Consider the following 16,423-nt stretch of genomic DNA (forward strand, 5'->3'; position numbering starts at 1 on the left):
TCAAACCACGTCAGCTTCGCCTTGCCGTAGGTATGGTTACTGATTTCGTCAGTTCTATCTACAACCTCAAAGCAGTGCTTTGAGCAGCCTGTGGCTAGCTTCCTAGTTTGCACTTTGATTTTCATTGAGTATTAGCGTAACTGATTCTTGTCAGAATCACAAATTTACATTTAAAACATTAAAAATTTAATTTAGAATGAGGTTTTACTTCATGGAAAATGTTGTCGTACATATTATCTCACATAGTCACTGGGACCGTGAGTGGTACTTGCCTTTTGAAAGCCACCGTATGCAGTTGGTGGAATTATTTGACAATCTTTTTGATCTCTTTGAAAATGATCCTGAGTTCAAGAGTTTCCATTTAGATGGACAAACTATTGTCCTTGATGACTACTTGGAGATTCGTCCTGAAAATCGCGACAAAGTCCAACGGTACATTGACGAAGGAAAATTGAAAATTGGTCCCTTTTACATTTTGCAGGATGATTACTTGATTTCAAGTGAAGCCAATGTCCGCAATACTCTTATTGGTCAGCAAGAAGCTGCCAAATGGGGCAAATCTACTCAAATTGGTTACTTCCCAGATACCTTTGGAAATATGGGACAAGCGCCTCAAATCCTTCAAAAATCAGGCATTCATGTGGCCGCTTTTGGTCGTGGTGTGAAGCCAATTGGGTTTGATAACCAAGTCCTCGAAGATGAGCAGTTTACTTCCCAGTTTTCAGAAATGTACTGGCAGGGTGCGGACGGAAGTCGTGTTCTTGGGATTCTCTTTGCCAACTGGTACAGTAACGGGAATGAAATTCCAGTTGATAAAGATGAGGCCTTGACTTTCTGGAAACAAAAATTGTCAGATGTGCGTGCCTACGCTTCGACTAACCAATGGTTGATGATGAACGGTTGTGACCACCAGCCTGTACAGAAAAATCTGAGCGAAGCCATTCGTGTGGCAAATGAACTATTCCCAGATGTGACCTTTGTTCACAGTTCCTTTGATGAATATGTTCAAGCTGTGGAAAGTGCTCTACCAGAGCAATTATCAACGGTTACAGGTGAGTTGACCAGTCAGGAAACAGATGGCTGGTACACACTTGCTAATACTTCTTCATCCCGCATTTACCTCAAACAAGCCTTCCAAGAAAACAGTAATTTGCTGGAGCAAGTTGTAGAACCCTTGACTATTATCACTGGGGGTCACAGCCACAAGGACCAGTTGACCTATGCTTGGAAAACTCTTTTGCAAAATGCGCCGCATGATAGTATCTGTGGCTGTAGCGTGGACGAAGTTCACCGTGAGATGGAAACTCGTTTTGCCAAGGTTAACCAAGTCGGAACCTTTGTTAAGACCAATCTTCTCAACGAGTGGAAGGGCAAAATTGCAACTCACGAAGCTCAGAGTGACTATCTCTTTACGGTTATTAACACAGGCTTGCATGATAAGGTTGATACTGTCAGTACAGTGATTGATGTGGCGACTTGTGATTTCAAGGAATTACACCCAACGGAAGGCTACAAGAAGATGGCTGCTCTTACCTTGCCAAGCTACCGTGTGGAGGACTTGGATGGGCGTCCTGTAGAAGCTAAAATCGAGGATATTGGGGCTAATTTTGAGTATGATTTACCAAAAGACAAGTTCCGCCAAGCTCGTATCGCTCGCCAAGTGCGCGTGACTATTCCAGTTCACCTAGCGCCACTTTCTTGGACAACCTTCCAATTGCTGGAAGGAGAGCAAGAACACCGCGATGGTATTTACCAAAACGGAGTGATTGATACGCCATTTGTAAGGGTGAGTGTGGATGACAACATCACAGTCTATGCTAAGACAACTCACGAAGCCTATGAAGACTTTATCCGTTTTGAAGACCGTGGTGACATCGGAAACGAGTATATCTATTTCCAACCAAAAGGAACAGAGCCAATCTATGCAGAGCTTAAGGGTTACGAGGTCTTGGAAAATACAGCTCGTTATGCTAAGATTTTGCTCAAACATGAATTGACCGTGCCTGTCAGTGCAGATGAAAAGCTAGAAGAAGAGCAAAAAGGTATCATCGAGTTCATGAAGCGTGAAGCTGGACGGTCAGAAGAATTGACAAGCATTCCTCTGGAAACTGAGATGACTATCTTCGTTGATAATCCACAAATCCGTTGCAAGACTCGCTTTACTAACACTGCTAAAGACCACCGTATCCGTCTCTTGGTTAAGACTCATAACACGCGTCCAAGCAATGATTCTGAAAGCATCTATGAGGTGGTGACACGACCAAACAAACCAGCAGCTTCATGGGAAAATCCTGAAAATCCTCAACACCAACAAGCCTTTGTTAGTCTGTATGACGATGAAAAAGGGGTTACTGTATCCAACAAGGGATTGAATGAATACGAAATCCTTGGAGACGACACTATTGCAGTGACCATTCTGCGTGCGTCAGGTGAGCTAGGTGACTGGGGTTACTTCCCAACACCAGAAGCACAATGCTTGCGTGAGTTTGAAGTCGAGTTTGCGCTTGAATGCCACCAAGCCCAAGAACGCTTCTCAGCCTATCGTCGTGCTAAAGCCTTGCAGACACCGTTTACCAGCCTTCAGCTTGCTAGACAGGAAGGAAGCGTGACTGCGACTGGTAGCCTCTTGAGCCATTCTGTTCTCAGCATACCGCAAATCTGTCCAACAGCCTTTAAGGTAGCTGAAAATGAAGAAGGCTATGTCCTCCGTTACTATAATATGAGTCAAGAAAATGTGCGCATATCAGAACATCAACAAACTATTCTTGACTTACTTGAGCGACCATATCCAGTTCATTCAGGACTATTGGCTCCACAAGAAATTCGTACAGAATTCATCAAAAAAGAAGAAATTTAATTTCAAAAAGTAAACATAAAAAGAAAGGAGGGGCGAAAAAGTAAGGACTAACTGCTGATTTGCCCCTTTTTATGGTAAAAACAATGACCATTGCAACGATTGATATCGGAGGGACTGGAATTAAGTTTGCCAGTCTGACTTCTGATGGGAAAATACTGAATAAGACAAGCATTCCAACGCCTGAAAACTTGGAGGACTTACTAGCTTGGCTAGATCAACGTTTGTCAGAACAGGATTATAGCGGGATTGCTATGAGCGTTCCAGGCGCGGTCAATCAAGAGACAGGTGTGATTGATGGCTTCAGTGCCGTCCCCTACATCCACGGATTTTCTTGGTATGAGGCGCTTAGCTCTTATCAGATTCCTGTCCATCTGGAAAATGATGCCAACTGCGTTGGACTCAGTGAATTACTAGCTCATCCAGAGCTTGAAAATGCAGCCTGTGTCGTGATTGGGACAGGGATTGGCGGAGCCATGATTATCAATGGTAGACTTCATCGAGGTCGCCACGGCCTGGGTGGGGAATTTGGCTACATGACAACTCTTGCTCCTGCTGAAAAGCTCAACAACTGGTCGCAACTAGCGTCAACTGGGAATATGGTACGATACGTGATTGAAAAATCTGGTCAGACTGATTGGGACGGTCGCAAGATTTACCAAGAGGCCGAAGCAGGAAATGCCCTTTGTCAAGAAGCCATTGAGCGCATGAACCTCAATCTGGCGCAAGGCTTGCTCAATATCCAATATCTCATCGACCCAGATGTCATCAGTCTGGGAGGCTCTATCAGTCAAAATCCAGATTTTATCCAAGGTGTCAAGGAAGCTGTTGATAACTTTGTCGAGACCTACGAAGAATACACGGTCGCACCCGTCATCCAAGCCTGCACCTATCATGCAGATGCTAATCTCTACGGTGCCTTTGTCAACTGGTTACAGGAGGAAAACCAATGGTAAGATTTACAGGGCTTAGTCCCAAACAAGCGCAAGCAGTAGAGTTGCTTAAAAAGCACATTTCGCTGCCAGATGTAGAGGTAGCAGTCGCTCAGTCTGACCAAGCCTCTATCTCTATCAAGGGTGAGGGTGATCATTATCAATTGACATACCGTAAACCTCAACAACTCTATCGCGCCTTGTCCTTGTTGGCAACATCCCTAGCAGAAGGTGACAAGGTAGAGATTGAGGAACAGGCGGCTTATGAAGATTTAGCCTACATGGCAGACTGTTCGCGAAATGCGGTGCTGAATGTGGCTTCTGCCAAGCAGATGATTGAGGTCTTGGCTCTCATGGGCTACTCAACCTTTGAGCTCTACATGGAAGACACCTACCAGATTGAAGGGCAGCCTTACTTTGGCTATTTCCGTGGAGCCTACTCAGCTGAGGAATTGCAGGAAATCGAAGACTATGCCCAACAGTTTGACATGACCTTTGTGCCTTGCATTCAGACCTTGGCCCACTTGTCAGCCTTTGTCAAATGGGGTGTCAAAGAAGTGCAGGAACTCCGTGATGTAGAGGATATTCTCCTTATTGGTGAAGAAAAGGTTTATGATTTGATTGACGGAATGTTTGCGACTCTATCTAAACTACAAACACGCAAGGTCAATATCGGCATGGACGAAGCCCACTTGGTTGGTTTGGGACGTTATTTGATTCTGAACGGTGTTGTGGATCGTAGTCTCCTCATGTGCCAACACTTGGAGCGCGTGCTGGATATTGCAGATAAATATGGATTCCACTGCCAGATGTGGAGCGATATGTTCTTCAAACTCATGTCAGCGGATGGCCAGTACGACCGTGATGTGGAAATTCCAGAAGAAACTCGTGTCTACCTAGACCGTCTCAAAGACCGAGTGACCTTGGTTTACTGGGACTATTATCAGGATAGCGAGGAAAAATATAATCGCAACTTCCGTAATCACCACAAGATTAGCCAAGATATCGCCTTTGCAGGTGGTGCTTGGAAGTGGATTGGTTTCACACCCAATAACCATTTCAGCCGTCTAGTAGCTATTGAGGCTAATAAAGCCTGCCGTACTAATCAGATTAAAGAAGTCATTGTGACGGGTTGGGGGGACAATGGTGGGGAAACAGCCCAGTTTTCTATCCTACCAAGTCTGCAAATCTGGGCAGAACTCAGCTACCGCAATGACCTAGACCGTTTGTCTGCTCACTTCAAGACCAATACAGGTCTATCGGTTGAAGATTTTATGCAGATTGACCTTGCCAACCTCTTGCCAGATTTGCCGGACAATCTCAGTGGCATCAATCCCAACCGCTATGTCTTTTATCAGGATGTTCTCTGTCCCATCCTTGATCAACACATGACACCTGAACAGGACAAACCGCACTTTGCTCAGGCTGCTGAGACGCTTGCTGACATTGAAGAAAAAGCAGGAAATTATGCTTACCTCTTTGAAACTCAGGCCCAGTTGAATGCTATTTTAAGTAGCAAAGTAGATGTGGGACGACGCATTCGTCAGGCTTACCAAGTGGGCGATAAAGAAAGTCTACAAGAAATCGCAAGGCAAGAATTACCAGAACTCAGAAGCCAAATTGAACACTTCCATTCCCTCTTTAGCCACCAATGGCTGAAAGAAAACAAGGTCTTTGGCTTGGATACGGTCGATATCCGTATGGGCGGACTCTTGCAACGCATCAAGCGGGCAGAAAGTCGTATCGAGTCTTATCTGGCTGGTCAGCTTGACCGCATAGATGAGCTGGAAGTGGAAATCTTACCATTTACTGACTTCTACGCAGACAAGGACTTCGCAGCCACAACAGCCAACCAGTGGCATACTATTGCGACAGTTTCAACGATTTATACGACTTAAAAACAAGAATATTGTGTCTTATGAAGAGTGTTTCGCGTGAAACATCCCTTTCTTCAAAAGTACTCCACATAAAATAATTTGTGGAGTTTTTTCTATAATTAGTAGTTTAACCTAACCTGCAAATAGGAGTATACTAATAATGTAATCGTTATCAAAAGTCTAAAAAGGAATTTTTAGATGGATATCAAAATAAAAAGGGAGGAAATTATGAATAAGTTTTCAAAAACCTTGAGAGACAACTGGATCTTTCTCTTGATGGTTTTGCCAGGGGCACTCTGGTTGATTCTATTCTTCTACATTCCAGTATTTGGGAACGTGGTTGCCTTCAAAGACTACCACATGACCAGTAATGGTTTCATAGATAGTATCATAAATAGTAAATGGGTCAGACTCGATAATTTCAGATTCTTATTTAGTTCAAGAGACGCCTTTATTATCACACGAAATACGGTCCTCTACAATCTTGGCTTTATCTTTCTAGGTTTAGTTGTATCTGTAGGGATTGCCATTATCCTCAGTGAACTCCGTTCCAAGAGAATGGTGAAGATTTTCCAAACTTCTATGTTGTTCCCTTACTTCTTGTCTTGGGTTATCATCAGTTTCTTTACAGATGCCTTCCTAAACATTGATAAAGGGGTGTTCAATCATCTATTGGAAAGTCTTGGTCTCAAAGAAGTCAATTTCTACGCTGATTTGGGAATCTGGCCTTATCTCCTACTTTTCCTAGGTATTTGGAAAGGTTTTGGATATAGCAGTGTCATGTACTATGCGACAATCATGGGAATTGATCCAACCTACTACGAAGCAGCGACAGTGGACGGAGCCAGCAAATGGCAACGCATTCGCAATGTCACCATTCCGCAGTTGACACCGCTGGTAACCGTATTGACCATCCTTGCAGTCGGAAATATCTTCCGTGCAGACTTCGGTCTTTTCTACCAAATTCCCCACAATGCTGGTCAACTTTATAACGTAACCAACGTCTTGGACGTATATGTATATAATGGCTTGACTCAGACAGCAGATATCGGGATGGCTTCAGCAGCAGGTCTCTACCAATCAGTAGTCGGCTTGATTCTGGTGGTTCTATCAAACTTACTGGCAAGACGAGTTGATCCAAACTCAGCCTTGTTCTAGAAAGGAGGAGAATATGGCAGAAAAGAAAATTAAAAAAGAAAAAATTGATAATGTCGGCATTCACTCCTTCAGTAAGAAAGCAGATATCTTCTTCAGTACCATTTCGGGTTTGATTGCCCTCTCTTGTATCCTACCCTTCGTATTCGTTATCATTATTTCAGTGACGGACGAGAAAAGCCTCCTCCAATACGGCTATAGCTTCTTCCCATCCCAATTTGGATTAGACGGTTTTGAGTTCTTGGCACAGTTTAAGGATAAAATCTTACAAGCCCTCTTCATTTCTGTCTTTGTAACCGTAGTTGGGACATTTACAAATGTCTTTATCACAACAACCTATGCCTACGCTATTTCACGGACAACCTTTAAGTATCGCAGATTCTTTACCATCTTCGTTCTGCTCAGTATGTTGTTCAACGCTGGTTTGGTACCAGGTTATATCATGGTGACCCGTGTGCTTCAGCTTGGGGATACTGTTTGGGCCTTGATTGTTCCAATGCTTCTCTCACCATTCAATATCATCTTGATGCGTTCTTTTTTCAAGAAGACCATTCCAGAAGCCATTCTAGAATCGGCTCGTATCGATGGTGCCAGTGAGGCTCGGATTTTCTTCCAAATCTGTTTGCCATTGTCACTACCAGGTATCGCAACCATCACGCTTTTGACAGCTCTTGGTTTCTGGAATGACTGGTTCAACGCCCTTCTTTACATCAAGAGTGACAACTTGTATCCATTGCAATATTTGCTCATGCAAATCCAACAAAATATGGACTACATTGCCAAAGCGGTCGGCTTGACTGGTCAACTGGGAGTTGCTCTACCGAAAGAAACAGGTCGTATGGCCATGGTTGTGGTTGCAACCCTTCCAATCGCGATTTTGTATCCATTCTTCCAACGCTACTTTGTAAAAGGTTTGACTATCGGTGGTGTGAAAGAATAGTGCTTATTGAGAAAGAACATTTCTCAGTTCCCAACTTCCCTTGTGTGAAGTTAATACTCTTCGAAAATCAAATTCAAACCGCGTCAACGTCGCCTTGCCGTATAGATGTNNGTTTTGAGCAACCTGCGGTCAGTTTCCTAGTTTGCTCTTTGATTTTCATTGAGTATAAGATCATTACATTGTTTATAAGTTTAAAAATAAAAAAAGGAGTTTTTATCATGAAAAACTGGAAAAAATATGCTTTTGCATCTGCTAGTGTAGTCGCTTTGGCTGCAGGTCTTGCTGCTTGTGGCAACTTGACAGGTAACAGCAAAAAAGCTGCTGATTCAGGTGACAAACCTGTTATCAAAATGTACCAAATCGGTGACAAACCAGATAATTTGGATGAATTGCTAGCAAATGCTAACAAAATCATCGAAGAAAAAGTTGGTGCCAAATTGGATATCCAATACCTTGGATGGGGTGACTATGGTAAGAAAATGTCAGTTATCACATCATCTGGTGAAAACTATGATATTGCCTTTGCAGATAACTACATTGTAAATGCTCAAAAAGGTGCTTACGCTGACTTGACAGAATTGTACAAAAAAGAAGGTAAAGACCTTTACAAAGCACTTGACCCAGCTTACATCAAGGGTAATACTGTAAACGGTAAAATTTACGCAGTTCCAGTTGCAGCCAACGTTGCATCATCTCAAAACTTCGCCTTCAACGGAACTCTTCTTGCTAAATACGGTATCGATATTTCAGGTGTCACTTCATACGAAACACTTGAGCCAGTCTTGAAACAAATCAAAGAAAAAGCTCCAGACGTAGTGCCATTTGCAGTTACTAAGAACTTCATCCCTTCTGAGAACTTTGACTACCCAGTAGCAAACGGTCTTCCATTCGTTATCGACCTTGAAGGGGACACTACTAAGATTGTAAACCGTTACGACGTTCCTCGTTTCAAAGAACACTTGAAGACTCTTCACAAATTCTATGAAGCTGGATACATTCCAAAAGACGTAGCAACAAGCGATACTTCATTTGACCTTCAACAAGATACTTGGTTCGTTCGTGAAGAAACAGTAGGACCAGCTGACTACGGTAACAGCTTGCTTTCACGTGTTGCTAACAAAGATATCCAAATCAAATCATTCACTAACTTCATCAAGAAAAACCAAACAACACAAGTTGCTAACTTTGTCATCTCAAACAACTCTAAGAACAAAGAAAAATCAATGGAGGTGTTGAACCTCTTGAATACGAACCCAGAACTCTTGAACGGTCTGGTTTACGGTCCAGAAGGCAAGAACTGGGAAAAAATTGAAGGTAAAGAAAACCGTGTTCGCGTTCTTGATGGCTACAAAGGAAACACTCACATGGGTGGATGGAACACTGGTAACAACTGGATTCTTTACATCAACGAAAACGTTACAGATCAACAAATTGCAGATTCTAAGAAAGAATTGGCAGAAGCTAAAGAATCTCCAGCGCTTGGATTTATCTTTAACACTGACAATGTGAAATCTGAAATCTCAGCTATCGCTAACACAATGCAACAATTTGATACAGCTATCAACACTGGTACTGTAGACCCAGATAAAGCGATTCCAGAATTGATGGAAAAATTGAAATCTGAAGGTGCCTACGAAAAAGTATTGAACGAAATGCAAAAACAATACGATGAATTCTTGAAAAACAAAAAATCATAAGATCAATTGATTTCGTGTATTCATTCCTAACTCCTAAAATAAGAATCACTGCTTTCCTCAGGTTTATCTGGGGGAGGGCAGTGATTTTTTACTTTATTTAGATAATTATTCGAATTAGATGATATAAACAATATTAAAATGATAACAGGTGATTAAAATATTAAAATTTCTTATATCTTTATTAATTTTTATTAAGTAGATTTTTAGAATAAAGTAGCTTATAATAAGAGTGCAATGAAAGCGCTTAACATTGTGAAAATTCATCTTGTTCTGATTTAAGAGATCTATAGATATAAATTTTTAAGCAGTCGTATATAGATGTATGTCATTTACACAGTTCTATATACTTAAAAATTTATACAATGATCAATTTAAACGAGGTAGGTGAAAAAATGATAAAAGTTGTTCTCTATTCTTTTTAGGAACAAGAAATTTTACATGAGGTTATTCAAATGAAAAAAACACCCAATCGATGGTTAATTTTGGCAGCAGCCATTTTAACGAATCTATCTCTAGGTGCTGGTTACGCCTGGTCAGTCTTTCAAAAGGCGCTGCTAGAAACCAATTCTAGTCAAGGATGGGTTCAAGCCCAAACTTCTTTGGCCTTTAGTATTTCTTTTGCAATGGTACCTGTTGGTATGATTATTTTCGGTCCTAAGGTTGATTCAGCAGGACCTAAGAAATTTGTATTCCTAGGTGGTATTCTCTTCGGTGCTGGTATGTTTGCTACTGGATTTGCTACTTCTCTTCCAGTCCTGTACCTCACTTATGGGGTTGTCCTAGGACTTGGTATTGGTTCAGCTTATGGAGCATCTACTTCAGTTGCCACTAAGTGGTTCCCAGATAAAAAAGGTCTAGCTGGTGGTTTGACAGCAGCAGGTTTCGGGTTAGGCCCGCTCATTATCGGTCCAGTTGCCAAAGCTTTGATTGCTTCTATGGGTGTTTACTCAACATTCAAAGTATTGGGAATCATTCTTCTAATTGTTATTTGCACTTCTTCATTGGTAATGGAGAAAGCTCCTGCAGCAGCGCCGGCATCTGGAACAGCTCAACCAGAAGGTAAAACTTACAAAGAAATGCTCCGTGATGGAAATTACTGGCTTCTATGGTTGATTTACGTTCTCGGTGCTACTGGTGGAATGATGATTATCGGTACTGCAGCATCAATTTCTGACCAGTATAAGCTTGTAGGAGAAGCTACACTCTTCGTTATGCTGGTATCTATCGCTAATACATTTGGTCGTATCTTCTGGGGTACAGTATCTGATAAGATTGGTCGCTATCCTACCGTTATTGCCATGTTTGGAGCGGTTGCTACTGGTTTGTTGCTCACAGCCTTATTCAAAGGTTCTGGAAGCATCTTGGCCATCCTTGGAATTATGATGGTTGCCTTGTCATTTGGAGACTTCCTCGGTTCATTCCCAGGAATTACTGCTGAAAACTGGGGAGTTACATACGTAGGGACAAACTATGGATGGATGTTTACTGCTTATGGCGTAGCTGCTATTGCTGGTCCTCAGTTAGGAGCACGTCTTGCACAGGCAAACCAAGGAGATTATACAATGGCCTTCTTTATCGTTATCGGCATGGCTATCCTTGGTATTCTACTCCAACTGTTCTATATGGCTAAAGCTAAAAAAGTTTAAAAATGAATCCTTGGAAAATCCAAGGATTTTTTAAAATATGATTGATACTAAGTGTAGTGTACAAGAAATTTTTTTCTAAATTGAAATATAGCAATTTCCAGTCAAATAAATTGCATTCGTTTTCTCAAGCAGGTATACTAGTATGGATAAATAAAAAATTTAGAAAATTTAAGAATAGAAAAGAGAACAAATCTTATGGCAAAAGATATTCGTGTCTTACTTTACTACCTTTATACTCCAATTGAAAATGCAGAGCAATTTGCTGCAGACCACTTGGCTTTCTGTAAATCAATCGGTCTTAAAGGCCGTATCCTAGTCGCTGACGAGGGAATTAACGGAACAGTTTCAGGTGACTATGAAACAACTCAAAAATACATGGACTACGTTCACAGCCTCCCAGGTATGGAAGACCTCTGGTTCAAGATTGACGAAGAAAATGAACAAGCCTTCAAGAAGATGTTTGTTCGTTACAAGAAAGAAATTGTCCACCTTGGTTTGGAAGACAACGACTTTGACAATGACATCAACCCACTTGAAACAACAGGTGCTTACTTGTCTCCAAAAGAGTTCAAAGAAGCGCTTCTTGATAAAGATACCGTTGTCCTTGACACACGTAACGATTATGAGTACGACCTAGGACATTTCCGTGGAGCTATTCGCCCAGATATTCGCAACTTCCGTGAGTTACCACAATGGGTCCGTGATAACAAGGAAAAATTCATGGACAAGCGTGTCGTGGTTTACTGTACAGGTGGCGTTCGCTGTGAGAAATTCTCAGGCTGGATGGTTCGTGAAGGCTACAAAGATGTTGGTCAATTGCACGGAGGAATCGCAACTTACGGTAAAGACCCAGAAGTCCAAGGTGAGCTTTGGGATGGGAAAATGTACGTCTTTGACGAGCGTATCGCAGTCGATGTCAACCATGTCAACCCAACCATCGTAGGGAAAGACTGGTTTGATGGGACACCATGTGAACGTTATGTCAACTGTGGAAATCCATTCTGTAACCGTCGTATCTTGACATCAGAAGAAAATGAAGACAAGTACCTTCGTGGATGCTCACACGAGTGCCGTGTTCACCCACGTAACCGCTATGTTTCAGAAAATGAATTGACACAAGCTGAAGTGATCGAACGCCTAGCCGCTATCGGTGAAAGCTTGGATCAAGCAGCTACTGTATAAGATCAAACAGTCCTCAGGGGGGCTGTTTTTCTATGCTTTGTACTCAAAAATCTAAAGTTTGTTTCTGTATCTTTCAGGGAAATAAGGTATACTGTATGTAAACGATTTCAAAGGAGTCCAGTTATGACGAAAACATTTTTTATTCCAAATAAACAGAGCATTTTAGGAGAACAGGAGATTTTGACTGCCAAGTCGATCTTGGACTTGCTAGAAGGTTTGGAGTCGCATAGTTATGATGCAGTCTATCTCCGTCAGCCTCTTAGCCGTCTTGAGTATATCGAGTGTGCGATAGTAGGGCAATCGCAATTTCTCTTTAAGGTTAGTTATGCTGATGGTCAAAAGGCTTACCGTGTCGATCTTCCTGACCTACTCACGAAGACAGACTGGCAGATTATCAAATCATTTTTAGATGCTCTGCTTGCTTACACAGGAACTGAGATTGAAGGATTAGATGGTTTTGACTTTGAAGCTTATTTCCAAGCAAGTATTCAAGCCTATCTGGCAGACACTGTAGCGCACTTTATGATTTGCCAAGGAATTTTTAATCCTGTTTTCTTTAGTCATGAGGACTTGAAAAGCTTTTTAGAGGCAGATGGCTTGGCTCAGTTTGAAGCGCGTGTGCGTGCGGTTCAAGAGACAGACGCCTACTTTGCAAGAGTTTCCTTCTATCAGGATGGAGAAGGCCAAGTGCACGGTGTTTATCATCTGGCTCAAGGAGTCAAGACAGTGTTACCGAGAGAACCATTTGTTCCTGCTGCCTATATTGAGCAATTGGTGGATAAGGAAGTCAAGTGGGAGATTGACTTGGTTCAAATCACAGGAGATGGCTCTAAACCAGAAGACTATGAAGCTATCGCTCGCTTGGACTATGCAAAATTCCTAGAGTCACTACCATCAGCATCTTACCACCAACTAGATGCCAATCAATTAGAAGTACAACCCATCTTAGACAAAGATTTTAAAGCATTAGCACAAGAAGAGTAAATCAGAAGCAGGTCAATCGACTTGCTTTTTTGACATAGAAAAAATCCTGCCATGAAAGACAGGATTGAAGTTTAAAGAAAGGCCAAGATACGAAGATAATCTCCAATCAGTGCCACTTCAGCTACAAAGAAGAGGAGGATAATGACTCCGTTCACAAGGACAGACAAGAATAACTGATAGAAGGAGTCGGTTTCACTTGCTTGACTTGGTCTTGTAATGATATGGAGGCTAGCAAGTAGAATGATTCCAATGCTAATCACACACAAGAGGGCTGTAAATCGTAGGCTGTCAAAGAAGGCAAAGAAACTAGCAATAGCAGTGAGGAAGATTGGAATTGCCAAGAGTTGGCTATATTGTTGGAGAACCTTTTCTAGCGTCCAGTCCTTTTCCTGGTGGATAAATCGTCTCACAACGAAACTGCCCAAGAGGAATGAAAAGAAGAAGAGCGTTGTTGCTACTAGGATAGAGATAATCGAAAAGAGATTTAATGAAGCAAATTGTTCAGGGAAGTGATTATGCATAGTTGCTATATGTCCATAGTAAGCATGTTTGATGTGGTAGATACTAAAGAAAAAGGAAGATGCAGAAAACAGAATGAGCAAGAGAAAGGCTGTGTAGCTGTGTGTGCTACTTGTTTCAAGCTTGCTTGTAGGAGATTTGAGAGCCTCCACTAGCCAAGACCAAAAATCAAGCGCTTGCTCTTTCCATTTATCCGTAGATTTTAGAGTTTGGTCGGGGATATAGGGACTTTCTAAGGATTGACTGATAAGAAGGGGCTCTTTCGTAGTTGTTTTTTGCTGCGGAAGTGCTTCTTGACTCTCTTCAGCTATAGTGACTTTTTCTGTTTCCCCAGAAAGATCTTGCTCTTCTTCAGTAGAATCTAATGCTTTCTTTTCTTCTATTTCTGTTCTTGCTTCACTGTCTTCAGGAGCTTCAATTTTCTCTTCTTGCTGGCTTTCCAGTTCGACTTCAGCTTGAGAGACTTCCTCCTCTACTTGAGTATTTTTTTCAATTGGTGTATCGAGATCGGCTATCGTTTCTTCAGCCTTGTCTGCACCATCTTGGTGCTGTTCATCAGGCTTGTTCTTGCTTGTTGTTTTTACAAAATCATTACTTTCAAACCATTCTTGTTTCATGGTAGAACCTCCTTTTTAGTGGGTTATGTGTCATAGTGGTCGATATAAATAGGTTTATTAAGGTCTGTTAGCTGTAGTTTCAAGACTAATATAATCATCAGCCTTAGCGATGAGTTGACCTTTTGCATCAGTTTTTTCAGTTTTGTAAGGGTTGCTTAATTCGTTGGGGTGGCGGTGACTCTCATCTCTCGATAACTGATAAATAGGACCATGGTGACTCGAGAGGTCTAAGTTAATTTCTTGGCTTTCTTTTTGAGTTAACATGATACTGAGCGCATTTTTAGAAGATAGTTCTACTTTACCATATACTTTAATATTTTCAGCATGGAAGTGATTTTCTGTTGACTCTAGCTGACTATCTGTCAGTTCTGTGCTAAAGATATTGATGATATTTGGTGTTTTGAATTTGCTGTTTTTGATACGACTTCCTTCAATTCGGAGGAGATAACCATTTGTATTGAGAGTTGCATTTTCAAGGCTAGCATTTATGATGGTGGTTTGTCCACGATTGGTTGACACGTTGATCCCTTTTAGACTTCTTCCTTTTGGAACTTGGAGAATAACTTCTTCAAAACGACTAGAGTAGCTACTTGCGATATGGAGAATCCCGCCAATTCCAGAAGAGAGGAATGGGGTTTCAGACAGTTTCTTATCAGTGAGGCTTAGAGTTTTGTCGCTTTGATTTGTGACAAGATCATGGTGAGCAGAGAGTGATGGATGGTAAGAAATGTGGATTTGATCATCCAAAGAGTCTGTGATGGTGAGCGCGTGTTGGTGGAGCGTGATATCTAGGTTTTCGACTTCCTTGCCAAAGGTCAGCTCTTCCATCCGACTATCATAGACAGGTTCCTTGGACATGGCAAGTAGGCTCTTGATTCCGTCAGATTGGATGCCTACAAAGAGCAGGATAAATCCGATAACGGTAGTCACCACACCAAAAATGAGAAATCCTTTTGTCAATTTACGCATGCTGGTCACCTCTCTTTCCTTTTTTGAGAACAAATTGCACCAGGCGAACAATGAGTAGGCCGAAGAAGCGGGCTACATAGGAAATACCTAGTAAGACTAGTGAAGAAGCACCGATAGCCAGTAAACCAGAACCAAAAATCAAGATAAAGGCTGATTTGGCTTGGGCGAGGACAGTGAAACTTTCAACTAAAAATAGGAATCCGCCGATGATACCAAGTATGGAAACCGCAAAGAAAACCAGAATGACAGTCAAGGCTGCCACAAGGATTGCGAACAGGGTCACGAGGATGGCGATTCCCAGAGGAATACCGATGGGTGCTGCAAGGAGAGCTAACAAGGCGATATGTAAAATTTGTCGGTTATTTTTTTGAGCAGGTGCTTCATTGATTTTTTTATCAAGAAGATTAGAGAGAACTTCGTGAGCTGCTTCTTTGGGAGTTCCCAAGCTAGCGATGAGTTCTTCTTCTCCTTCGACTCCAGCATCGTCAAAGAGTTCTCTGAAATAGTCCATGGCTTCAATTTGGTCAGCTTCAGGTAGTTTCTTGAGATAGAGTTCTAGCTGAGTCAGGTATTCAGTTCTTGTCATGGCGGATACTCCCTTCTATGATGCCATTGATGGTGTCTGTATAGAGTGCCCATTCATCTTTTAGGGTCAAGAGCTGTTCTATACCACCATTTGTCAAGGAGTAGTATTTGCGCATGCGACCTTGGAACTCTCTAGAATAGGTTGTCAGAAAGCTATTGCCTTCCAATTTTTTGAGAATGGGATAGAGTGTGGATTCTTTGATATTAGCGATCAGCTTAATGGTTTGGCTAATCTCATAACCATAAGAATCCCCTTTTTCCAGTACGGCCAAGATGAGAAATTCAATCAAGGCAGAGGATGTTGGAAAGTACATGGGAAACCTCCTTTTCTAATGTGTAAGATTTTTATATATAATTTTTCTACACATACATTGTACATTTAAAAGAAAGCCCTGTCAAGAGAAATGTGTAAAATTTTTATATATAAAAAAACTTCTAGCTAAAACTAGAAGTTTAGAGGAACGAA

13 protein-coding genes are annotated in these 16,423 nt (G+C 41.7%); 9 read left to right on the forward strand and 4 right to left on the reverse strand.

Translation table 11 applies throughout. The features are described 5' to 3' along the window. The first annotated feature begins 211 nt into the window (after positions 1-211). From HT722_RS00005 to HT722_RS00045, 9 genes are all read left to right on the forward strand, one after another. Positions 212-2,857 (forward strand): alpha-mannosidase, encoded by a 2,646-nt coding sequence (locus HT722_RS00005; RefSeq protein ID WP_173276935.1) that lies wholly within the window; start codon positions 212-214, stop codon positions 2,855-2,857. 83 nt (positions 2,858-2,940) lie between these two features. Further along, complete coding sequence (locus tag HT722_RS00010; RefSeq protein ID WP_173276936.1) at positions 2,941-3,810, forward strand: ROK family protein; 870 nt, start codon at positions 2,941-2,943, stop codon at positions 3,808-3,810. Then, positions 3,804-5,684, forward strand: a complete 1,881-nt coding sequence (locus tag HT722_RS00015; protein ID WP_173276937.1) for a beta-N-acetylhexosaminidase — start codon at positions 3,804-3,806, stop codon at positions 5,682-5,684. The genes HT722_RS00010 and HT722_RS00015 overlap by 7 nt, the downstream gene beginning before the upstream one ends. Before the next feature lie 207 nt (positions 5,685-5,891). Next, positions 5,892-6,821 carry a sugar ABC transporter permease gene (locus tag HT722_RS00020; protein WP_173276938.1) on the forward strand — a complete coding sequence of 310 codons (930 nt, stop codon included), beginning with the start codon at positions 5,892-5,894 and terminating at the stop codon, positions 6,819-6,821. Between the two features lie 13 nt (positions 6,822-6,834). Then, positions 6,835-7,758, forward strand: a complete 924-nt coding sequence (locus tag HT722_RS00025) for a carbohydrate ABC transporter permease (RefSeq protein ID WP_000818350.1) — start codon at positions 6,835-6,837, stop codon at positions 7,756-7,758. 218 nt (positions 7,759-7,976) lie between these two features. Then, positions 7,977-9,455 carry an ABC transporter substrate-binding protein gene (locus HT722_RS00030; RefSeq protein WP_173276939.1) on the forward strand — a complete coding sequence of 493 codons (1,479 nt, stop codon included), beginning with the start codon at positions 7,977-7,979 and terminating at the stop codon, positions 9,453-9,455. Positions 9,456-9,907: 452 nt separating this feature from the next. Next, a complete protein-coding gene (locus tag HT722_RS00035; RefSeq protein WP_173276940.1) occupies positions 9,908-11,101 on the forward strand; it encodes an OFA family MFS transporter in 1,194 nt (397 codons plus the stop codon). A 195-nt stretch (positions 11,102-11,296) separates the two neighbouring features. After that, positions 11,297-12,283 (forward strand): rhodanese-related sulfurtransferase, encoded by a 987-nt coding sequence (locus tag HT722_RS00040; RefSeq protein ID WP_050252542.1) that lies wholly within the window; start codon positions 11,297-11,299, stop codon positions 12,281-12,283. Positions 12,284-12,406: 123 nt separating this feature from the next. Beyond that, on the forward strand, positions 12,407-13,267 hold the full coding sequence (locus HT722_RS00045; protein ID WP_173276941.1) for a DUF4299 family protein: 861 nt from the start codon (positions 12,407-12,409) through the stop codon (positions 13,265-13,267). 71 nt (positions 13,268-13,338) lie between these two features. Here HT722_RS00045 and HT722_RS00050 read toward each other — a convergent pair whose 3' ends face one another. Genes HT722_RS00050 through HT722_RS00065 form a run of 4 tightly spaced genes read right to left on the reverse strand, consistent with a single transcriptional unit; the run spans position 13,339 to position 16,271 of the window. Then, positions 13,339-14,403: a DUF6574 domain-containing protein gene (locus tag HT722_RS00050; RefSeq protein WP_173276942.1), complete on the reverse strand. Its 1,065-nt coding sequence runs from the start codon at positions 14,401-14,403 to the stop codon at positions 13,339-13,341. Between the two features lie 57 nt (positions 14,404-14,460). After that, positions 14,461-15,372 carry a DUF4097 family beta strand repeat-containing protein gene (locus HT722_RS00055; RefSeq protein WP_173276943.1) on the reverse strand — a complete coding sequence of 304 codons (912 nt, stop codon included), beginning with the start codon at positions 15,370-15,372 and terminating at the stop codon, positions 14,461-14,463. Continuing rightward, a complete protein-coding gene (locus HT722_RS00060) occupies positions 15,365-15,958 on the reverse strand; it encodes a DUF1700 domain-containing protein (RefSeq protein ID WP_173276944.1) in 594 nt (197 codons plus the stop codon). Before HT722_RS00060 ends, HT722_RS00055 begins: the two co-directional genes overlap by 8 nt. Then, positions 15,945-16,271, reverse strand: coding sequence for a PadR family transcriptional regulator (locus HT722_RS00065; protein WP_000273854.1), 327 nt, complete (start codon positions 16,269-16,271; stop codon positions 15,945-15,947). Before HT722_RS00065 ends, HT722_RS00060 begins: the two co-directional genes overlap by 14 nt. Positions 16,272-16,423: the final 152 nt, after the last annotated feature.

Source organism: Streptococcus sp. 53 (genome assembly GCF_013276565.1).
Classification (GTDB): domain Bacteria; phylum Bacillota; class Bacilli; order Lactobacillales; family Streptococcaceae; genus Streptococcus.